The sequence below is a fragment of the Klebsiella sp. PK18 genome, assembly GCF_057784655.1.
Window position 1 is genome coordinate 3,007,615 of the sequence record NZ_CM173493.1, and the last position, 19,403, is coordinate 3,027,017.

General features: G+C 60.7%; 18 protein-coding genes. 4 read left to right on the forward strand and 14 right to left on the reverse strand.

The window, feature by feature from the left end; all coding sequences use genetic code 11:
- Position 1: 1 nt before the first annotated feature.
- From paaG to paaA, 7 genes are read right to left on the reverse strand one after another with little or no spacing between them, the layout of a single operon-like run.
- A complete protein-coding gene (gene paaG / locus AC3EMD_RS14780) occupies positions 2-790 on the reverse strand; it encodes a 2-(1,2-epoxy-1,2-dihydrophenyl)acetyl-CoA isomerase PaaG (RefSeq protein WP_064171998.1) in 789 nt (262 codons plus the stop codon).
- A gap of 2 nt (positions 791-792) precedes the next feature.
- Entirely contained in the window at positions 793-1,560 is a 768-nt protein-coding gene (gene paaF / locus AC3EMD_RS14785; RefSeq protein ID WP_302073561.1) for a 2,3-dehydroadipyl-CoA hydratase PaaF, read from the reverse strand.
- The gene (gene paaE, locus AC3EMD_RS14790) at positions 1,557-2,627 is read right to left on the reverse strand and encodes a 1,2-phenylacetyl-CoA epoxidase subunit PaaE (RefSeq protein WP_087498646.1); all 1,071 of its coding nucleotides are present in this window, start codon (positions 2,625-2,627) and stop codon (positions 1,557-1,559) included. The genes paaF and paaE overlap by 4 nt, the downstream gene beginning before the upstream one ends.
- Before the next feature lie 7 nt (positions 2,628-2,634).
- Positions 2,635-3,132 (reverse strand): 1,2-phenylacetyl-CoA epoxidase subunit PaaD, encoded by a 498-nt coding sequence (gene paaD, locus AC3EMD_RS14795; protein ID WP_302073562.1) that lies wholly within the window; start codon positions 3,130-3,132, stop codon positions 2,635-2,637.
- Positions 3,133-3,143: 11 nt separating this feature from the next.
- Positions 3,144-3,899 carry a 1,2-phenylacetyl-CoA epoxidase subunit PaaC gene (gene paaC, locus AC3EMD_RS14800; protein ID WP_046882192.1) on the reverse strand — a complete coding sequence of 252 codons (756 nt, stop codon included), beginning with the start codon at positions 3,897-3,899 and terminating at the stop codon, positions 3,144-3,146.
- A gap of 7 nt (positions 3,900-3,906) precedes the next feature.
- Entirely contained in the window at positions 3,907-4,194 is a 288-nt protein-coding gene (gene paaB, locus AC3EMD_RS14805) for a 1,2-phenylacetyl-CoA epoxidase subunit PaaB (protein ID WP_004224492.1), read from the reverse strand.
- 11 nt (positions 4,195-4,205) lie between these two features.
- Positions 4,206-5,135: a 1,2-phenylacetyl-CoA epoxidase subunit PaaA gene (paaA, locus tag AC3EMD_RS14810; RefSeq protein WP_004176377.1), complete on the reverse strand. Its 930-nt coding sequence runs from the start codon at positions 5,133-5,135 to the stop codon at positions 4,206-4,208.
- Positions 5,136-5,421: 286 nt separating this feature from the next.
- On the opposite strand from paaA, the gene paaZ reads away from it, so the two are divergent.
- A complete protein-coding gene (paaZ, locus tag AC3EMD_RS14815; RefSeq protein WP_302073563.1) occupies positions 5,422-7,467 on the forward strand; it encodes a phenylacetic acid degradation bifunctional protein PaaZ in 2,046 nt (681 codons plus the stop codon).
- A 278-nt stretch (positions 7,468-7,745) separates the two neighbouring features.
- Positions 7,746-10,013 (forward strand): primary-amine oxidase, encoded by a 2,268-nt coding sequence (gene tynA, locus AC3EMD_RS14820; protein WP_040968450.1) that lies wholly within the window; start codon positions 7,746-7,748, stop codon positions 10,011-10,013.
- Between the two features lie 2 nt (positions 10,014-10,015).
- Here the strand turns inward: tynA and AC3EMD_RS14825 are convergent, their stop codons facing one another.
- The 7 genes from AC3EMD_RS14825 to AC3EMD_RS14855 all read right to left on the reverse strand — a co-directional run bounded on the left by AC3EMD_RS14825 (position 10,016) and on the right by AC3EMD_RS14855 (position 16,487).
- Positions 10,016-10,999, reverse strand: a complete 984-nt coding sequence (locus AC3EMD_RS14825) for a zinc-dependent alcohol dehydrogenase family protein (protein WP_162677624.1) — start codon at positions 10,997-10,999, stop codon at positions 10,016-10,018.
- Positions 11,000-11,021: 22 nt separating this feature from the next.
- Positions 11,022-11,840: a phytanoyl-CoA dioxygenase family protein gene (locus AC3EMD_RS14830; protein ID WP_012541938.1), complete on the reverse strand. Its 819-nt coding sequence runs from the start codon at positions 11,838-11,840 to the stop codon at positions 11,022-11,024.
- Positions 11,841-11,864: 24 nt separating this feature from the next.
- Positions 11,865-13,037 carry an acetylornithine deacetylase gene (argE, locus tag AC3EMD_RS14835; RefSeq protein WP_124038086.1) on the reverse strand — a complete coding sequence of 391 codons (1,173 nt, stop codon included), beginning with the start codon at positions 13,035-13,037 and terminating at the stop codon, positions 11,865-11,867.
- Positions 13,015-13,689: a DUF1028 domain-containing protein gene (locus AC3EMD_RS14840; protein WP_008805132.1), complete on the reverse strand. Its 675-nt coding sequence runs from the start codon at positions 13,687-13,689 to the stop codon at positions 13,015-13,017. The genes argE and AC3EMD_RS14840 overlap by 23 nt, the downstream gene beginning before the upstream one ends.
- A complete protein-coding gene (locus tag AC3EMD_RS14845) occupies positions 13,686-14,120 on the reverse strand; it encodes a RidA family protein (protein ID WP_004190423.1) in 435 nt (144 codons plus the stop codon). The genes AC3EMD_RS14840 and AC3EMD_RS14845 overlap by 4 nt, the downstream gene beginning before the upstream one ends.
- Positions 14,121-14,144: 24 nt before the next feature.
- Positions 14,145-15,404, reverse strand: coding sequence for a flavin-containing monooxygenase (locus AC3EMD_RS14850; RefSeq protein WP_012968371.1), 1,260 nt, complete (start codon positions 15,402-15,404; stop codon positions 14,145-14,147).
- A 168-nt stretch (positions 15,405-15,572) separates the two neighbouring features.
- Positions 15,573-16,487 (reverse strand): LysR substrate-binding domain-containing protein, encoded by a 915-nt coding sequence (locus AC3EMD_RS14855; protein ID WP_004190428.1) that lies wholly within the window; start codon positions 16,485-16,487, stop codon positions 15,573-15,575.
- Between the two features lie 488 nt (positions 16,488-16,975).
- Here AC3EMD_RS14855 and AC3EMD_RS14860 point away from each other — a divergent pair, with 488 nt between their 5' ends.
- Together AC3EMD_RS14860 and AC3EMD_RS14865 are read left to right on the forward strand one after the other, a co-directional pair.
- Positions 16,976-18,496 carry an amino acid ABC transporter permease/ATP-binding protein gene (locus AC3EMD_RS14860; RefSeq protein WP_004190429.1) on the forward strand — a complete coding sequence of 507 codons (1,521 nt, stop codon included), beginning with the start codon at positions 16,976-16,978 and terminating at the stop codon, positions 18,494-18,496.
- A 26-nt stretch (positions 18,497-18,522) separates the two neighbouring features.
- Positions 18,523-19,395, forward strand: coding sequence for a phytanoyl-CoA dioxygenase family protein (locus AC3EMD_RS14865; protein WP_004224469.1), 873 nt, complete (start codon positions 18,523-18,525; stop codon positions 19,393-19,395).
- The last annotated feature ends 8 nt before the right edge of the window (positions 19,396-19,403 follow it).

A 19,403-nucleotide genomic window follows, 5' to 3' on the forward strand; every position in this document is an offset into this window, starting at 1 on the left:
CCTATTTCCCGCTGAACTGTGGTGGCCGCTTGGCCAGAAACGCGCTGACCCCTTCGCGGTAATCATCGCTGCGCCCGGCCAGGCGCTGATAATCGCGCTCAAGATCCAGCTGCGCATCAAGACTGTTGGTTTCAGAAGCCAGCAGCGCCTTTTTAATCAGCCCAAGACCAAACGTCGGTTGCGCCGCCAGATGGCGCGCCAGTTGCAGACTGGTATCCGCCAGTTCTGAATCGTCCACCAGTTGCCAGATAATCCCCCACTGCGCGGCCTGTTCCGCGCTGAGGCTATCGCCCAGCAGTGCCAGCCCCATCGCGCGAGCGCGGCCGGCCACCCGCGGCAGGAACCAGCTACCGCCGCAGTCCGGCACCAGGCCGAGCTTGCTGAACGCCATCACAAATTTGGCCGAACGCGCGGCCAGCACGATATCGCAGCCCAGCGCCAGGGTGGCGCCAGCGCCGGCGGCCACACCGTTGACCGCGCAGATAACCGGCTTCGGCAGCGCCGCCAGACGGCGCACTAACGGGTTGTAAAAGCGTTCTACCGACAGGCCGAGATCCGGCGGCGGGCCGCTGGGGTCGACATTGCGATCGTTCAAATCCTGGCCGGCGCAAAAGCCGCGACCGGCGCCGGTGATCAGCAAGCAACGTACGCCGTCATCACGCTCGGCCTGCTTCAGACATTCCGCCAGCTGGTGATGCATCAGGTCGTTAAAACTGTTGAGGCGGTCCGGGCGATTGAGGGTAATGGTCATGACGCCCTGTTCCACTGCGCTGAGAATGAAAGCTTCCACGATTAGCGTCCTTTAAATTCCGGTGTACGTTTTTGTAAGAAGGCGTCGATGCCTTCGCGGCGGTCCTCGGTGGCGCTCAGCAGGCTAAACAGCTGGCGCTCCTGTTGCAGACCAGCCTGCAGGCTGACTTCCTGCGACAGGCGCAGCGACTGTTTTGCCGCCCGTAGCGCCAGCGGCGAATGGCGGGCAATGGTGGTTGCCAGTTTCAGGGCATACTCATCGGTTAAAGCCGCCGGATGGATATCGCTGACCAGCCCGGCCTGTTGCGCCTGGCGGGCGTCAATACTCTCGCCGCTCAGCACCATCCGGCTGGCCAGCGCCTTGCCAACGCTGCGGATCAGCCGCTGGGTGCCGCCAGCGCCCGGCATAATGCCGAGGGTAATTTCCGGCAGGCCAAAGCGGGCGTTGTCGCCGGCGACAATCAGGTCGCACAGCAGAGCCAGCTCGCAGCCGGCACCGAGCGCGTAGCCGTTGACCGAAGCGATGAGCGGTTTAGTAAAGGCATCGATTCGCGCCCATAACCGTGGGCGAATATCATCAAGGGTGGCAGGCAGATCTTTTTCCGCCATTTCATTGAGGTCAGCCCCGGCGGCGAAAAAACGCGCGTTACCGCTGATAACGCAGACGCCGACGCTGTCATCAACTGCCGCAACCTCCAGCGCCTCGGCAATCTGGGTTAAGAGGGCATTGTTCAGCGCGTTGCGGGCCTGCGGGCGGTTTAGCGTCAACTGAAGCACCCGGCCATGACGGTGGATCAGCAGGTCACTCATGCCATCCCCCGCGCGTCAAAGTCGACCACCACATCGCCGCTGGTCGGCAACGACTGGCAGCTCAGGACATATCCCGCCGCCAGCTCATCTGCTTCCAGGCTGTAATTGGCGGCCATCGCCACTTCACCGCGTAGCACTTTGCATTTACAGGTGGCGCATACCCCGCCCTTACAGGCGAACGGCAGATCGGCGCCCTGACGCAATGCGGCATCCAGGATGCTGTCGTCTTCGGCGCTGAGGGCGATAAGCCGATCGCGCCCGTCCTGGCGGATGGTCACCGTGCGCCCTTCCGCCTGCACGCGGGCGGCCCGCTTCACATTGCCGCCTGGGGTATTAAAGCGTTCGAGATGAATCGATTTCTCCGCTACGCCAAGTTCACGTAACGCCGCTTCCGCCTCATCCATCATCGCCGCCGGGCCGCAGATAAAAGCCTCGTCGAAACGGCTAAAATCCAGCAGATGGTCAGCGAGCTGGCGCAGTTTGTCGCCGTCAATGCGCCCCTGTAGCAGATCGCTGTCCATCGACTCCTGGCTAAACAGGTGTATCACCTGCAGGCGCTGCGGATAGCGGTCTTTTAAATCGGCCAGCGCCTGGCGGAACATCATGCTATGGCTGCTGCGGTTGCCGTAGATCAGCGTGAAGCGGCTTTGCGGCTCGGTCGCCAGCGTCGCGCTCATGATCGCCATCATCGGCGTGATCCCGGAACCGGCGGCAATCGCCAGATATTCACCCTGCCGTTCAGCCTGCGGTTGATAACCGAAATGCCCCTGCGGCACCATCACCTCCAGCTCCATACCCTGCTGGATATCGTGCTGGGCGTAGCGCGAAAAGCGCCCGCCGTCGATAGCTTTGACCGCGACGCTAATTTCGCCGGGCGTGCGGCTGCGACAAATGGAGTAACAGCGGCGCAGTTCTTCACCGCCCAGACGGGCTTTTAGCGTCAGATGCTGGCCCGGGCGAAAGCAGTACTCCGCCTGCAGGGCTTGCGGGATCGCAAAAGTGATGGTCACCGCATCGCGGGTTTCCGGCTCGACTCTCGCCACCTTAAGCGAATGGAACGTCGTCATGGCAACCTCAAATACATTTAAAGTAATCAAAAGGTTCCCGGCAGCTGTCGCAGCGATAGAGCGCTTTGCAGGCCGTGGAACCGAATTCGCTAATCAGCGAGGTATGGGTGCTGCCGCAGCGCGGACAGCTCACCTCAGCGAGCATGTCCGCATGGCAGGCGTGCCCCTGGGGCGGGCTGATTCCGTACTGGCGCAGGCGCTCGCGGGCCTCCTGACTCATCCAGTCGGTGGTCCATGGCGGATCCAGCTGCAGGACGATATGCGCCGGCAGAAAGCCATGCTCGCTCATGACCGTACGGATCTCGCCCAGCAGATGCTCCGTCGCCGGACAGCCCGAATAGGTCGGGGTAAAGCCAATCACCCACCCGTCGCCATGGCGCGCGACGCTGCGTACCATACCGAGGTCGGTGATGGTGAGTACCGGCACTTCCGGATCCGGGATCGCGCTTAATAATCCCCAGATGGTGCGAACCTCTGCAGGAGCGATATCGGCAAGACGTTGCATAGTCACCTCACTTACCACTGCAGTCCGGGATGCGAACGCTGCAGATATTGCATCTCCGCCAGCAGCGGGCCGAGATGTTCACTGTGCAGCCCCTGTTTGCCGCCGCTGCGGAAGGCCGCTTCCTGCGGGATCTGTAAGCCGGAGTCGAGCAGCGCCGTGTGTACCGCGCTTTGCCATTCGGCCTGAAGCTCGCGCGGATCAACCGCAATGCCCTGCTCAACCAGGAGGAGATCCACTTCATCGGCAAGGAACAGTTCGCCGGTGAAGCGCCACAGATTGTCGACCGCCTGCTGCATTTTGCGATTTGATAACTCGGTGCCGTTACCCAGACGCTCCAGCCAGCCGCGGCTGAAGCGCTGGTGGTAACGCACCTCTTTCAGCCCTTTGGCGGCAATGGCCGCCAGCTGCGCGTCGCGGCTGTTCACCAGCTGGCTGTACAGGGCGACGTGCCAGACATCGATAAAGAACTGGCGGGCGATGGTGTCGGCAAAATTGCCGTTTGGCTGCTCCACCAGCAGCAGGTTGCTGTACTGGCGTTCATCGCGACCAAAAGCCAGCGTATCTTCGTCGCCGCAGCCGTTAAGCTCGGCGGCATAGCTTAAAAAATTGCGCGCCTGGCCGAGCAGGTCGAGGCCGATGTTGGCCAGCGCAAGATCGATCTCGAGCTCGGGAGCATGGCCGCACCAGGCGCCTAAACGCTGGGCCAGAACCAGACCATTGTCGCCAAGCCGCAGGGCGTAGGTGGCTACGGGGTTAGGGGTATTCATCGCCGCCTCACATATGTTCCATGCCATCCGGCACGGTATAGAAAGTCGGATGACGGTAGACTTTGCTTTCCGCCGGGTCGAAGAATTCGCCGCGCTCTTCCGGCTGCGAAGCAACGATTTCGCTGGCCTTCACCACCCAAATTGAGCAGCCTTCGCTGCGGCGGGTATAAGCATCGCGGGCATTCTCCAGCGCCATTTGATCATCAGCGGCGTGCAGACTGCCGACGTGACGATGGGATAACCCCTGTTTGCTGCGAACGAACACTTCATATAACGGCCAGTAAACTTTGCTCATGTTGTCTCTCCTCATGCCGCGCTGCGGGCCTGCTGTTTTTGCGCATGGGCCAGCGCGGCCTCGCGCACCCACTCGCCCTCTTCCCAGGCCTTACGCTTGGCGGCCAGCCGCTCGTGATTGCAAATCCCACGGCCGCTAATCACCTCGTTAAATTCCTGCCAGTCGATTTCGCCGAAGCGGTAGTGGCCGCTGGCTTCATCAAACTGCAAATCCGGGTCCGGGACGGTCATACCGAGGATCTCTACCTGCGGCACGGTGTTATCGACGAAGCGCTGACGTAGCTCGTCGTTGGAGTGCAGTTTGATTTTCCACGCCATGCTGCGGGCGCTGTTCGGCGAGTTGTCGTCGTTGGGGCCAAACATCATCAGCGCCGGCCACCAGAAGCGGTTAATGGCGTCCTGCAGCATCTGCCGCTGCGCGTCATTGCCCTGCGCCAGCGCCATGCAGGCTTCAAATCCCTGCCGCTGGTGAAAGCTCTCCTCTTTGCAGATTTTGACCATCGCCCGGGCATAGGGGCCGTAGGAGGTCCGGCACAGCGCCACCTGGTTGACGATGGCCGCGCCATCGACCAGCCAGCCGATCACGCCGATATCGGCCCAGCTCAGGGTCGGGTAGTTAAAAATGGAGGAGTATTTCATCTGCCCGTCGAGCATCTTCTGATACAGGTCTTCCCGGGCGCAGCCGAGCGTTTCCGCGGCGCTATAGAGATAAAGCCCATGCCCGGCCTCATCCTGTACCTTAGCCAGCAGGATCGCTTTGCGGCGCAGCGTCGGCGCACGGGTGATCCAGTTGCCTTCCGGCAGCATGCCGACGATTTCCGAGTGCGCGTGCTGGCCTATCTGCCGAATCAAGGTCTTACGGTAGGCATCCGGCATCCAGTCCTGCGGTTCGATGGCCGTTTCCTGCGCGATGCGCTGGTCAAAGCGTTGTTCTTCTGTCACGTCATCACCTTTATGATTCTGATATTCACAACAAAAACATTTATGTGAATCACTTTGTTTATTGAAGGTTACATATTGGTTAAATAAAACCACAAATTTTGTTTGCTCCTTTTGTGATGATAACCGCAAAACATTTTGTAAACAGCTTATAAATCAGTAGCATAAACGCAACGCCCCACCAGCCGCCGATCACAATGTTAATAAATTATTAAATACAGACTTGATTTTTATGATTCATAAAAGAACCATTTATAGATATCACACGTAACATATTTGGAGATTTGCGATGCAGCAGTTAGCCAGCTACTTATCCGGCGCCTGGCAGACCGGCCGGGGCCGCGCCCGTACTATCCATCACGCCATCACCGGCGCGGCGCTGTGGGAGGTGACCAGTGAAGGCCTGGATATGGCGCAGGCGCGCCGCTTCGCGATTGAGCGCGGCGGTAAAGCTCTGCAAGCCATGACCTTTATTGAACGCAGCGCGATGTTAAAAGCGGTAGCAAAACGGCTGCTGGAGCAGAAAGACGAGTTCTACGCCATCTCCGCGCAAACCGGCGCCACTCGCGCCGACAGCTGGGTGGATATTGAAGGCGGCATCGGGACCCTTTTCACCTATGCCGGGCTCGGTAGTCGCGAATTGCCGGACGATCTCCTGTGGCCGGAGGACGAGCTGATCCCGCTCTCCAAACAAGGGGGTTTTGCCGCGCGTCACGTGCTGACCTCGAAATCAGGCGTCGCCGTCCATATCAACGCCTTCAACTTCCCCTGCTGGGGAATGCTGGAAAAACTGGCGCCGACCTGGCTTGCCGGCATGCCGGCGATCATTAAACCGGCCACCGCTACCGCCCAGCTTACCCAGGCGATGGTGAAAGCGATTGTCGACAGCGGCCTGGTGCCGGAAGGCGCCATCAGCCTGATTTGCGGCGGCGCGGGCGATCTTCTCGACCATCTCGATAGCCAGGACGTGGTGACCTTTACCGGCTCTGCCGCCACCGGCCAGCAGCTACGGTCGCATCCTAACCTGGTGGCCAAATCGATTCCCTTTACCATGGAAGCAGATTCGCTCAACTGCTGCGTTTTAGGCGAAGATGTCACCCCGGAGCAACCGGAATTCGCGCTGTTTATTCGGGAAGTGGTCCGCGAGATGACGGCGAAAGCCGGGCAAAAATGTACCGCTATCCGTCGCATCATCGTGCCGCACGCACAAATCGATGCGGTACGTGAAGCGCTGATCGCCCGGTTGCAAAAAATCACCGTCGGCGACCCGGCGCAGGAAGGCATAAAGATGGGGGCGCTGGTCAACACCGAGCAGCGTCAGGACGTGCAGGATAACGTCAATAAACTGATCGCCGCCGGCTGCGAAGCGCTGCTCGGCGGACAGGCAGATCTTAATGCTGATGGCGCGTTCTTCCCGCCGACCCTGCTGTACTGCCCGCAGCCGGATGAAACACCAGCGGTTCACGCCATTGAAGCCTTTGGCCCGGTAGCGACGCTGATGCCGTATCGCGACCGCCAGCATGCGCTGACGCTGGCGCGAGCCGGCGGCGGTAGCCTGGCCGGTACGCTGGTCACCGCCAGCGGCGAGCTGGCGCGCGAGTTTATCCTTGGCGCCGCGCGCGCGCATGGTCGTATTCAGATACTGAACGAAGCATCCTCCGTAGAATCAACCGGCCACGGTTCGCCGCTGCCGCAGCTGGTACACGGCGGCCCTGGCCGCGCTGGCGGCGGAGAAGAGCTTGGCGGGCTGCGCTCGGTGAAACACTATATGCAGCGTACCGCCGTCCAGGGCAGCCCAACGATGCTGGCGACCATCGGCCAGCAGTGGGTGCGTGGCGCGCAGGTTAGCGAAGACCGCATTCACCCGTTCCGTAAATACTTCGAAGAGATCCAGCCTGGCGATAGCTTATTAACTCCGCGCAGAACCCTGACCGAAGCGGATATCGTTAATTTCGCCTGCCTGAGCGGCGATCATTTCTACGCGCATATGGACAAAATCGCCGCCGCTGAGTCGATTTTCGGCGAGCGGGTGGTCCACGGTTATTTCCTGATCTCCGCTGCGGCCGGGCTGTTCGTCGATGCCGGCGTCGGGCCGGTTATCGCCAACTACGGGATGGAAAACCTGCGCTTTATTGAGCCGGTCAAACCGGGAGACACCATTCAGGTTCGCCTGACCTGTAAGCGTAAAACCGTTAAGCGTCAGCGTAGCGCCGATGAGAAAGCCACCGGCGTGGTGGAATGGGCGGTGGAGATTTTCAACCAGCACCAGCAGGCGGTGGCGCTGTATTCCATTCTGACCCTGGTGGCGCGCCAGCAAGGGGATTTTCCGACGTGATGCGCTGAAAATCGCCCGGCGGCGCTGCGCTTGCGCGGGCCTACAGACAGTCAGACCCGGTTGGGTAGGCCGGGTAAGGCGTCAGCCGCCACCCGGCAAAAAATCGGCGCACGTTCTCAATGCCTCTGCGGAGGCATTTTTTACGCCCGTCTGGCAAAACTGACAAACAAGCTGGCAAAAGCAAACAAACGCCCCGGCGCCGCTGGCTGGTAGCTTAAGGGTGACAAAGCCGACATTCGCAGCGGCAAGAGACAACACAACAATAAGATGAGGTCACAATGGCAAACGGCTTGAAATTTTCTCCTCGTAAAACCGCGCTGGCGCTGGCCGTGGCGGTGGTTTGCGCCTGGCAATCACCGGTCTTCGCCCACGGCAGCGAAGCCCACATGGTACCGCTGGATAAAACGCTGCAGGCGTTCGGCGCCGATGTGCAGTGGGATGACTACGCGCAGATGTTTACCCTGATAAAAGACGGCGCTTACGTTAAAGTGAAGCCCGGCGCCAAAACCGCGATCGTCAACGGTAAAACCCTTGACCTGCAGGTGCCGGTGGTGATGAAGGAAGGAAAAGCCTGGGTCTCCGATACCTTTATCAACGATGTCTTCCAGTCCGGTCTCGATCAGACCTTCCAGGTGGAAAAGCGCCCTCACCCGTTAAACTCGCTCTCGGCGGCGGAAATCAGTGAAGCGGTGGCCATTGTTAAAGCCGCGCCGGAATTCCAGCCCAATACCCGCTTTACCGAAATTTCCCTGCACGAGCCGGATAAAGCGGCGGTGTGGGCCTTTGCCCTGCAGGGTACGCCGGTCGATTCACCGCGCACCGCCGATGTGGTGATGCTGGATGGCAAACACGTGATTGAAGCCGTCGTCGATCTGCAAAACAAAAAAATCCTCTCCTGGACGCCAGTTAAAGGCGCCCACGGGATGGTACTGCTCGATGATTTTGTCAGCGTGCAGAACATCATCAACGCCAGCAGCGAATTCGCTGAGGTGCTGAAAAAGCACGGTATTACCGATCCCAGTAAAGTGGTCACCACCCCGCTCACCGTCGGCTATTTTGATGGCAAAGATGGCCTGCAGCAGGATGCGCGTCTGCTGAAGGTGGTCAGTTATCTCGATACCGGCGACGGCAACTACTGGGCGCACCCGATTGAAAACCTGGTGGCGGTGGTCGACCTTGAAGCGAAGAAAATTATCAAAATTGAGGAAGGCCCGGTGATCCCGGTACCGATGGAGCCCCGTCCGTATGATGGCCGCGACCGCAACGCCCCGGCGGTGAAACCGCTGGAGATAACCGAACCGGAAGGCAAAAACTACACAATCACCGGGGATACCATTCACTGGCAAAACTGGGATTTCCACCTGCGCCTGAACTCACGCGTCGGGCCAATTCTCTCGACGGTGACCTACAACGATAACGGCAAAAAACGCCAGGTGATGTATGAAGGTTCCCTCGGTGGGATGATCGTTCCCTACGGCGACCCGGACGTCGGCTGGTATTTCAAAGCCTACCTCGACTCCGGCGATTACGGCATGGGCACCCTGACCTCGCCGATTGTCCGCGGCAAGGATGCGCCATCGAATGCGGTGCTGCTGGATGAAACCATCGCCGATTACACCGGCAAACCGACCACGATTCCAGGCGCGGTCGCCATATTCGAACGCTATGCCGGGCCGGAATATAAGCACCTGGAGATGGGCAAGCCCAACGTCAGTACCGAACGCCGGGAACTGGTGGTACGCTGGATCAGTACCGTCGGGAACTATGATTATATCTTTGACTGGGTGTTCCACGACAACGGCACCATCGGTATCGACGCCGGCGCCACCGGGATTGAAGCCGTCAAAGGCGTGATGGCGAAGACCATGCACGACCCCAGCGCCAAAGAGGATACCCGCTACGGGACGCTGATCGACCATAATATTGTCGGCACCACCCACCAGCACATCTATAACTTCCGCCTCGACCTCGACGTGGACGGCGAAAACAACACCCTGGTGGCGATGGATCCTGAAGTGAAGCCCAACACCGCCGGTGGCCCGCGCACCAGTACCATGCAGGTGAATCAGTACACCATTGACAGCGAGCAGAAAGCGGCGCAGAAATTCGACCCGGGAACCATTCGCCTGCTGAGCAACACCAGCAAAGAGAACCGCATGGGCAACCCGGTCTCTTATCAGATCATCCCGTATGCCGGCGGTACGCACCCGGCGGCGACCGGCGCGAAGTTCGCCCCGGACGAGTGGATCTACCATCGCCTGAGCTTTATGGATAAACAGCTGTGGGTGACGCGCTACCACCCGACAGAGCGTTATCCGGAAGGGAAATACCCGAACCGTTCCGCCCAGGATACCGGCTTAGGGCAGTACGCAAAGGATGATGAGTCGCTGACTAACCACGATGACGTCGTGTGGATCACCACCGGCACCACTCACGTGGCGCGCGCCGAAGAGTGGCCGATCATGCCGACCGAGTGGGCGCACGCCCTGCTGAAGCCGTGGAACTTCTTTGACGAAACCCCAACCCTTGGCGAGAAGAAAAAGTAATCTTAACCGGCGGTGAAATCGAGCAGGATTTTACCGCCTCTTCCCGGCTGGTCGGCGGCGGTAATTGCCTCACGCCAGTCGTTCAACGCTATGCGCTGGGCCGGCGGCTGGGTGGTCGTTGGCAAGCGCAGCCAAATCTCGTCAAACGCCGCCCGCCACGCCGCCACGCTGAGTGTCGGCAACGCCTCCCGCAGATGAAACTTGCGCACCGTCGCGCTACCGCGCGTCTGGGTCAGCGGCCGCCCGGATAATAAACCATAGGAGATCAGGGTCGACGATGCGGGCAGCACCGACAGCAGCGTATTCGCCAGTTCGCCGCCCACCGCGTCAAACACCAGATCGCTGTGCTGGCTGACCTTCTCCATCAGCGCCCGGTCGGTATCGAGGATCGGATAGATCCCGGCCTGTTCCAGGCGCGCCCGGTGCTGCGGCGAGCGAATAATCCCGCTCACCGAGCGGGCGCCCATCGCCAGCGCCCACTGTCCCAGCAGGCTGGCGCAGGAGGACGATGCCGCGGTCAGCACAAGGTGTTTTCCGGCAACCGGCCAGCGCTTGAGCATCAGCATAGCCGTCAGCGGATTGATATACCCGCGGGCGGCCAGCAGATCGTCAACCGCTGGCGGCACCGGCACCAGCCAGGTCTCATCCAGATCGATAAACCGCTGCCAGGTGCCGCCCCCGCGCAGAGGCAGCACCCGCTGGCCCGCGGACAGCCGGCTGCCGTATGGCGCGGCGACCACCTCGCCAAGACCTTCATAGCCGGCGACGGCCGGCAGTCGGGTGCGGTGGCGATAGGCGCCGGTCACGGGGATCAGATCCGAGGGATTCACCGGGGCATAGCGCATCCTGACCCGCACCCGCCCGCCCGCCAGCGGCGCCAGCGGAAGGCGTTTCAGGGTCAGCACAGCGGCCGGCGGCCCGTAGCGATCATAAACAATGGCGTCGTTGAACATCGACAGGCTCCAGACAGCGAAAGGCGGGATCATAGCAGATCCCGCCGCCAGTGGCTCACGCCCGCGGCCAAACCTGGGGGAACAGCGGGGAATCCAGCGGGTCGCCGTCCCGCAGGGTCAGCTCGGGGAACGGTGGCGACGTCACGCCGCCGCGATCGGCAAACGCGGCGTCATCCCCCACCCAACGGGCGGAGAAGACCCGTCGCGCCCGCGCGCCGGGGTTGCCGCGGGCGCCATGGACGGTGCGGAAATGGAAGGCCACCGCATCCCCCGGCTCCAGCGCCCAGCTGACGATATCGTATTCGTCCTCATGGGCGTCGATATCCGGCAGGGTGCTGAACCGGGTGTGCTCGTAAAGCTTAGTGCCATTGAAACGGGTAGGACTGAACTCCTCCTCCCAGCGATGCGACCCGCGAATGCAACGCAGCGAGGTGGCCTCCGCCACCGGGTCCAGCGGGATCCAGAAGCTGACGTTCTGCCTGCCGGAGACGCAATAGTAAGGCTGGTCATGATGCCAGGGAGTCACCGTGCTGCCTCCGGCCGGTTTGACCAGCGTATGTTCATGGAAAAATTTCGCCGTCTGCGACTGCATCAGCGCCGCCGCGATCTCGGCGGCCGCTGACTGAAAGACAAACTCGCTAAACGCCGGGATCCGCGACCAGTTGCAGTAGTCCTGAAAAAAAGGCGGCGAACCATCTTTGGGGATCACCGTGCGCGCATGACCATACTCGCTGGGGCTGGCCATCAGCGCCGTGACCCCCTCGGCGAGGCGATCGACCCAGGGGGTAAAGACGCCTTTTAATAACACCGCGCCATCCGCCTGCCAGCGGTCGATGGTCGCTTGATCGATGTGGGGAGAGTGTTGATTGTGCATCGCTTGGGTTCCTGTGTTGAGGGATCAGGTGAGCGGTTCCGCCGGTTCGGCACGCATCCACGCGCAAAGCTGTCTCAGCATCGTCATACAGCGCTCGGTCTGCGCGATGCTGATGTACTCATCGGCCTTATGGCCCTGGGCCATGCTGCCCGGTCCGCAGACCAGGGTCGCGACGCCCATCTCATCGAACAGCCCTCCTTCGGTGCCGAACGCCACGGTGGAAAAGCGATCGCTGCCGCACCACTGTGACAGCCAGCGGGCGAAGTCGGACTGCGGATCGCTGAGCAGCGGCGGATAGTGGCTTAACAGCTGGAACTGGATGTCGCTCCCGCTGCCTACCCGGCGCATCTCCGGCAGCAGCTGGCGGCGGGCGTAGGCCGCCAGCGCCTCGGTGACCGCTTCGGGACGCATCCCCGGCAGGTAGCGGATCTCAAAATCAAAGCGGCAGGACTGCGGAACAATATTCAGCGCGGCCCCACCCTGAATGGTGCCCACCTGCAGCGTGCTGAAGGGCGGCGAAAAGCGGCTGTCCTGCTGCCGGGCCAGACGCACGCCCAGCCGATCCAGGTGGTTGATCAGTCTCGCCGCGTAGCGGATGGCGTTCACCCCCTGCGGGGCATAGGCCGAATGGCAGGCCTGCCCCTCGATGCAGCAGCGCATGGCCAGTTTGCCTTTATGACCGAACACCGGCTGCATCTCCGTTGGCTCGCCGATGAGGCACAGCGCCGGTTTCTCCGGCGAGGCCTGCAGAAAATCCACCAGGCTGCGCACGCCGAGACAGCCGACCTCTTCGTCATAGGAGAAGGCCAGATGCAGTGGCATGCGCAGCGGCGCCGCCAGAAAGTCATCCACTGCCGCCAGCACGCAGGCGAGAAACCCCTTCATATCGGCGCTGCCGCGGCCATAGTAGCGGCCATCGCGCTCGGTGAGGCTGAAAGGCGGAACGCTCCAGGCCTGGCCGTCCACCGGGACCACGTCGGTGTGGCCCGAGAGCATCACCCCACCGCCGCCGGACGGCCCCAGCCGGGCGTAGAGATTGGCCTTACCGCCCGACGGGTCATAAAAGCGGCGGGACGCCACGCCGCGGGCAGCGAGAAAATCGGCGATCCAGTCGATCATCGCCAGGTTCGAATGGCGGCTGGTGGTGTCAAAAGCCAGCAGCGCGGCGAGGATGTTATTCATCGCCGGGGACGCCATAGGCGGGCGCATCGCGAGGGTCGAGCGCCCGGGTAATATAGGCGTCCATTTGCGGCTCCCAGGCCAGCCACAGTTGCTCAAGGGCCGCCAGCGGATCCGTCTCCGCCCAGTCAATACGCAGATCGACCACCGGCCACGGGTAATCGTCCACCACCTTCACCGCCGCCGAGTGGACCGGGCCGGCCTCGCCCCCGGCGGCAATCCCCGCGCGCAGCCCGGCCAGCAGCCGGCTGGCCAGTTCACCGCTCGCCGTCTCGAAGGCGGCCACCATCGCGGCGATCACCTCGTGACTGGCCAGCATGTTGCCCGCCGCCACGCAGTTATCTCCCGCCAGGGTGCCACCGATCCCGAGAGTATGTTCTCCGCTGAACGCCGCCACTTCACCGTTGGCATCAATCGCCGCGACCTGGCGATATTCGCGGAAGCGGTCCTCCGCCAGAGCCAGGTTCAGAGCCTGCTCAACGGAGGCCCCCGCCTCAAGCGCGCCAAGAATATGCGGCCCCAGCGACGGTAAGGTTATGTTCTGACTGGCGACCGCGCCGACACCGGGCAATAGCCACGGACAGCGCGATCCCACGGCCATGCTCGACGAACTAATGGCAATGCCCAACTGACCTGATTCCGGGCAGCGGGCGCTAATAGAGAGAGTCATTCTGCTGCCTCCCCCTGCCAGTCGTCAGGGATCACCGCCGTAACGTCAATCTCCATCAGCCACTGCGGCTGCGCGAGGGCCGACACCACCACCCCGGTGGAGATGGGAAAGACGCCTTTTAACCATTTGCCCACCTCCTGATAGACCGGCTCGCGATAGCGGGGATCGATCAGATAAGTGGTGGTCTTGACGATATGCGAGAGGTCGCTTCCCGCCTCTTTCAGCAACTGTTCAACATTCTTCATTGCCTGCTCCGCCTGCGCCCGCGGGTCGCCGAGGCCAATCAGATTGCCGGCGAAATCGGTGCCAACCTGGCCGCGAACGTAGACGGTATTGCCGGCCCGCACCGCCTGGCACAGATCGTTGTTCAGCGCCTGGTTCGGGTAGGTCTCTTTGGTGTTAAACATGCGAATACGGGTATGAGTTGGCATCAAAGCACTCCTTAAGGAAAACGGTTAACAGGACGGCTGGTAACGCTGGTACTGGCGCTGAATGGCGATCTGGTCGGCAATATATTTGGCATCGTGCCAGACGCCCCAGATAAAGGTGGACCCGCGCCGCGAGAGCCAAGGCAGGCCGAGGAAATAGACGCCAGGCTCCGTCGATACGCCGCGGTGATGCTGTGGCCGCTGTGCGTCATCGAAGGCGTTGACCTTCAGCCAGCGATAGTCGGTGGTGTAGCCCGTCGCCCAGATGATGGTGCCGATCCCGGCCTCCGCCAGATTGAGACTGAGCAGCGGGTCGGTAAGGCAGGCCGGATCGGGCAGAAATTCGCGGGCGGAGGGCTCTTCGGGCAGGTCCATACCGTTGCGGGCCACCCACGCGTCCGCGGCGTCGAGCAGCGCAAGGTAGGAGGCATCGCCGCGGCGGATATTCTCCGCCAGGTCGTGGTGAAACAGTGCTTTGTCACCGTCAAAGCCGCGGGTCTGCCCCACTAACGTGACCCCCTGATGCGCCAGCTGGCGAAAATCGACGGTATGGCCGCCGCGCGCGCCGCTCACCGCGATAGTGACATGCTCTTTACCCGGCGCATTGGCCGCGGCATCCCACATTCCCAGCACCCCGAGCCACCAGCAAAAATCGCGCTGACGATAGCGACGCGGCGGGCGGTCGTGCGCTCCCACCGACAGCCACACCGCGCGTCCGGCTCGCTGTAGCTCATCGGCAATCTGCACGCCGGAGGAGCCTGCGCCAATCACCAGCACACCGCCCTCCGGTAGCTGCTGCGGGTTAAAATAGTGCGCGGAGTGGAGCTGCTGAATAGCCTGACTCTGTGGGGCGATGGCCGGGATCACTGGCCGCTGAAACGGCCCGGTGGCCGCCACGATCCGCTGCGCTTCAATCACCCCCTGCGAGGTGTCGATACGAAAGCCCGGCCGTCCGACGAGGCGTTCGGCGCTGAAAACCTCCACCCCGGTACGGATCGGCGCATTGAAGCTGCGGGCATAGGCGGCAAAATAGTCTGCCACCTGCTCTTTGCCGACAAAGCTGTCTGCCGGGCAGTCCGGGAACACCATGCCCGGGAACCGATCGTGCCAGGCCGGGCCGTTGGCGACCAGCGAATCCCAGCGTCCGCTGCGCCAGGCCTGGGCAATACCCTGCTTTTCCAGCACCAGGTGGGGGATATCCAGCCGGGTCAGATGCTCGCTCATGGCGACGCCCGCCTGCCCCGCGCCCACCACCAGGGTATCGATCTCGGTAATCTGTTCAGTCATTTCGCTATCCTTCAAGCACAGTTGCCGACGACGTCGCCGGAATTGACGGCTTTCAGGTTATTTAACTGTGACGAATTGGTAAAATATTATAAAACGATCGACTGAATAGAATTTTACGAGGCTGAGTGACGACAAAAAATAATGCCTGCCGGATCGACAGGCGTTATTTCAGGCGTGAGTTGGGGTTAATTCGATGCTGCGACAATAATCCATAAACAGTTGCGTCGGCCGCGTGGGCTCATTATTCGCGAGATGCGCCATAATTAAGGTCGAGGCGGGCATCTCGTCGGCAATATCCCGCTGCACCACTCTTTCACCATCGTAGGTCATATCGCAGCAGGGCCGGGTGACCAGCACCGAAAAACCCAACCCCTGACCCACCATACAGCGCACCATTTCAATGGAGGGGGAACTGTAAGCCACTTCCGGGTGATAACCCTTTTCCTTAAAGATGGAGATAAAATAATTTTTACTGGGGACCGCATCGAGGAGGATCATCGGCTCGCGGCTCAGCTCCTGCAGCGTCACCTGCGCCTTCTGCGCCAGCGGATGCGCGGCGGGCAGCAGCGCGTAGGGTTTATGCGGCGCATTGAGCCGCTCTTTATTGATCGAATGGCCGAGCTCCAGATCGTAAACCAGCGCCAGGTCGAAGCGGCCGCGGTGCAGGCCATGCATCAGCTCATGCTGTTCGCCGTCGTACAGATGCAGGGTGATTTCCGGATAGCATTTCTTAAACCCGGCCACCAGCTTCGGCATATACAGCGGAGCCACCGATTCGAAGCAACCGATGGAGATCATGCCAGAAACCAGCTCTTTATCCGCTCGCGAATTCTGTTCGAACTCCCAGGACAGGCGCAGCAGCTCTTTCGCTTTATCGTAGATCCGCCGACCGCTGGAGGTGAGCGAAACGCCCTGCGCATGGTGGCGAATAAACAGCTGCTGGTCGAAGGTGCTCTCCAGATTCTTGATGGCAATCGAAATCGACGGCTGCGCAATGTGCAGCTGGCGGGAGGCCTCGGCGATACTCTCCGTCTCCACCACGGTGACGAAATATTTGAGCTGCTTCAGGGTAAATCGGTTCATAGCATCACCATTGATAAAATATGGTCCGGCGCACACGGGGAATAGTTTTCCTCTAAGTCCCAAGCAATCCGCGTGCCACCCCCGGAAAAGAGCGGCGCATTGCCCGACAAGGGGCGACAATATTTATTATTGCTCTACGCCCGCGTGGTTTATTTCCGCCATTGCACCATCATGCGCCACGCTGCACGCCAGACTGGCAGCGTCTGCCCCAGTTTCGCGCAAAATAACCTGTCTGCTCAAAATAGCGTTATTGAATTACAGTCATTGTTTTTAAATTGTTTACGCAAAGTATCTTAACAATCACTTTAAATTCCATATCGTTAATATCGCTGTATAGTTTTTTTAAACTTAAAGGCCAAAAATTTACTAATTGCCTCTGAAAGCATCCTGCCAGCATAGTGTATTCGCACGATGAATACCGGTGGCTCCCCATTACGGCACAGCCGAGCCACTTTCATTTTTGATAATTATGACGAGTGAAATAGCCCATGACGTTTAACTGGAACTACATGTTAAGCCTGCTCAGCGATGCCGATTTTTGGTGGGCCACCTGGACCGTCATTAAATTAAGTCTGCTGACCTGGGGCTGCAGTATTGTGCTCGGATTTATTCTGGCGCTGGCCAAACAGTCGCCGCGCGGCTGGTTATCCACCCCAGCCCGGCTGTATATCTGGTTATTTCGCAGTATGCCGCTGCTGGTCCTGCTGATTTTTGTCTACAACATGCCGCAGGCGCTGCCCTCCTTCGCCCCGGTGCTGAACGATCCCTTCTGGGCCGGCCTGCTGGCAATGGTCCTCAGCGAAGCGGCTTATATCGCCGAGATCCACCGCGGCGGATTGCTCTCCATCCCTCGCGGGCAGAGCGAAGCCGCGCGGGCCCTGGGGTTGCGCTACGCCGGGATCCAGTGGCGGGTGATCATCCCCCAGGCGCTGCGCGTCGCCCTGCCGGCGCTGGCCAATGAATATATCGCCATCGTGAAGCTCAGTTCGCTGGTGTCGGTGATCTCCCTGACCGAAATATTAATGGTCGGCCAGCAGCTCTACTCGCAGAACTTTCTGGTCATGGAGACGATGACGGCCGTGGCGTTTTATTACATCTTTATCGTCACGGTGTTCGATTTTCTGCTGAAACGGCTGGAGAACTACCTTGACGTGACCCAGCGCAATACCGCTCGTCCGGTAGATGCCGAGATGCAGCGGCTGGCCAGCGCCCGCCGCCCGGCGATGGCGCGCAGCGTCACCCAGAGTCATGAGCCGGCGCTGCAGGCCTCTAAGCTGCATAAGGCCTACAACAACGTCGAAGTGCTGGGGGCGGTGAGCCTGCAGATCCAGCCCGGCGAGGTGGTCTCGGTCATCGGTCCGTCAGGCTCGGGGAAAACCACCCTCATTCGCCTGCTGAACGGTCTTGAGCAGATCGATAACGGCGAAATTCAGATTAACGGCCAACCCTTTATTCACCTCGACCGCCAGGGGCAGCAGAAGCCGCGCTTTATGGAGAATGCCGAACATCGCCTGAACATCGGCATGGTGTTCCAGAGCTTTAACCTGTTCCCGCATCTGACCGTGTTCGGCAATCTGCTGCTGGCCCCGCGCTATCACCATCTGGCAAGTGACGCGGAACTGCGCCAGCACGCCTGCGAACTACTGCACAAAGTGGGCATGCTGGAGCACGCCTGGAAGTATCCGCACCAGCTCTCCGGCGGACAGCAGCAGCGGGTGGCGATCGCCCGCGCCCTGATGATGCGTCCGCAGATCATGCTGTTCGATGAGCCCACCTCGGCGCTGGATCCGGAAAAAGTGAATGAAGTGCTGCAGGTTATCGAATCCCTGGCCCACGAAGGCATCACCATGGTCATCGTCACCCACGAGATGAACTTCGCCTTCAAAGTGTCCGACCGGATCGTGTTTATGGAGAAAGGCCGGGTGGTGTGCGATGACACGCCGCAGGCGATGCGTAGCGGGCAACACCCGCGGGTCGAGGCCTTTCTCAAAGATGTTTCTCTGGCTTAACTATCGGAACGTGAAGAGGAAAAACTATGATTGCGCAGTGGCAAATTGATCAGTTTCATCAGCAGGGTTTTCTGGTGGTCGAAGAGGTGCTTTCCAGCGCCGACATCGCCGCCCTGCAGAGCGATTTCGACGGCTGGGTCGAGGAGAGCCGCGGTCACGCGACGGTGTGGGGAGAAACCCTCGACGGGCGGCCGCGCTTCGATATCGAGCGCGATCATGCTCCTGACCATCCGTCGCTGCGCCGGGTCGCCTCCCCGACGGAGATCTCCGAGGCCTATCGCCATACTGCGCTGAACTCGCGGATGGCGACCATCGCCGCGCAGCTGATCGGCGGCAGCGGCACCCGCTTTCATCACAGCAAAATTAACTCCAAGCTGCCGCACACCGCCACCGAGGTGAAATGGCATCAGGATTTCCTTTTCACCCCGCACAGCAATGACGACATCATCACCGCCCTGCTGATGGTCAGCGAGGTGACGCCAGAGAATGGCCCGCTCAACGTGGTGCCGGGCAGTCATCAGGGGCCGCTGTGGTCCCACTGGCAGGAGGGGCGCTTCACGGGGGCGGTGGATGATGAGGTGGTGGCGACGCACTGCCAGCAGCCGCAGGCCTGTTTTGGCCCGGCGGGCTCAGTCTGCTTTATGCATACCCGCCTGCTGCACGCCTCCAGCCCCAACGAGACCGCCCTGCCGCGCACCCTGTTCATCAGCGTCTACGCCGCGGAGGATGCGCTACCCTACGGCGAAAACCCGCTGCCGAGCCGCCATGCCGGCCAACTGGTCGCGGGAGAAGAGAGCGGTCTGGTGCGCAGCACCAATAACCAGCTTCGTCTGCCGCAGAAGCCGCGCGGCGCTTCGTTTTTTGTTCAGCAGGCCGGCGCCGATCGCGCCAGCATGTAATTTGCCCA

What these genes read in the sequence shown, in the direction of transcription:
- argE (WP_124038086.1), bottom strand. Translation starts at nt 13,037, where the DNA reads ATGGCGTCCCCGGCGATGAATAACATCCTCGCCGCGCTGCTGGCTTTT.
- paaB (WP_004224492.1), bottom strand. Translation starts at nt 4,194, where the DNA reads ATGAGCAAAGTTTACTGGCCGTTATATGAAGTGTTCGTTCGCAGCAAA.
- paaE (WP_087498646.1), bottom strand. Translation starts at nt 2,627, where the DNA reads ATGACGACGTTCCATTCGCTTAAGGTGGCGAGAGTCGAGCCGGAAACC.
- paaD (WP_302073562.1), bottom strand. Translation starts at nt 3,132, where the DNA reads ATGCAACGTCTTGCCGATATCGCTCCTGCAGAGGTTCGCACCATCTGG.
- AC3EMD_RS14830 (WP_012541938.1), bottom strand. Translation starts at nt 11,840, where the DNA reads ATGCACAATCAACACTCTCCCCACATCGATCAAGCGACCATCGACCGC.
- AC3EMD_RS14860 (WP_004190429.1), top strand. Translation starts at nt 16,976, where the DNA reads ATGACGTTTAACTGGAACTACATGTTAAGCCTGCTCAGCGATGCCGAT.
- AC3EMD_RS14855 (WP_004190428.1), bottom strand. Translation starts at nt 16,487, where the DNA reads ATGAACCGATTTACCCTGAAGCAGCTCAAATATTTCGTCACCGTGGTG.
- AC3EMD_RS14865 (WP_004224469.1), top strand. Translation starts at nt 18,523, where the DNA reads ATGATTGCGCAGTGGCAAATTGATCAGTTTCATCAGCAGGGTTTTCTG.
- paaZ (WP_302073563.1), top strand. Translation starts at nt 5,422, where the DNA reads ATGCAGCAGTTAGCCAGCTACTTATCCGGCGCCTGGCAGACCGGCCGG.
- paaF (WP_302073561.1), bottom strand. Translation starts at nt 1,560, where the DNA reads ATGAGTGACCTGCTGATCCACCGTCATGGCCGGGTGCTTCAGTTGACG.
- AC3EMD_RS14850 (WP_012968371.1), bottom strand. Translation starts at nt 15,404, where the DNA reads ATGACTGAACAGATTACCGAGATCGATACCCTGGTGGTGGGCGCGGGG.
- AC3EMD_RS14840 (WP_008805132.1), bottom strand. Translation starts at nt 13,689, where the DNA reads ATGACTCTCTCTATTAGCGCCCGCTGCCCGGAATCAGGTCAGTTGGGC.
- paaC (WP_046882192.1), bottom strand. Translation starts at nt 3,899, where the DNA reads ATGAATACCCCTAACCCCGTAGCCACCTACGCCCTGCGGCTTGGCGAC.
- tynA (WP_040968450.1), top strand. Translation starts at nt 7,746, where the DNA reads ATGGCAAACGGCTTGAAATTTTCTCCTCGTAAAACCGCGCTGGCGCTG.
- AC3EMD_RS14825 (WP_162677624.1), bottom strand. Translation starts at nt 10,999, where the DNA reads ATGATCCCGCCTTTCGCTGTCTGGAGCCTGTCGATGTTCAACGACGCC.
- AC3EMD_RS14845 (WP_004190423.1), bottom strand. Translation starts at nt 14,120, where the DNA reads ATGCCAACTCATACCCGTATTCGCATGTTTAACACCAAAGAGACCTAC.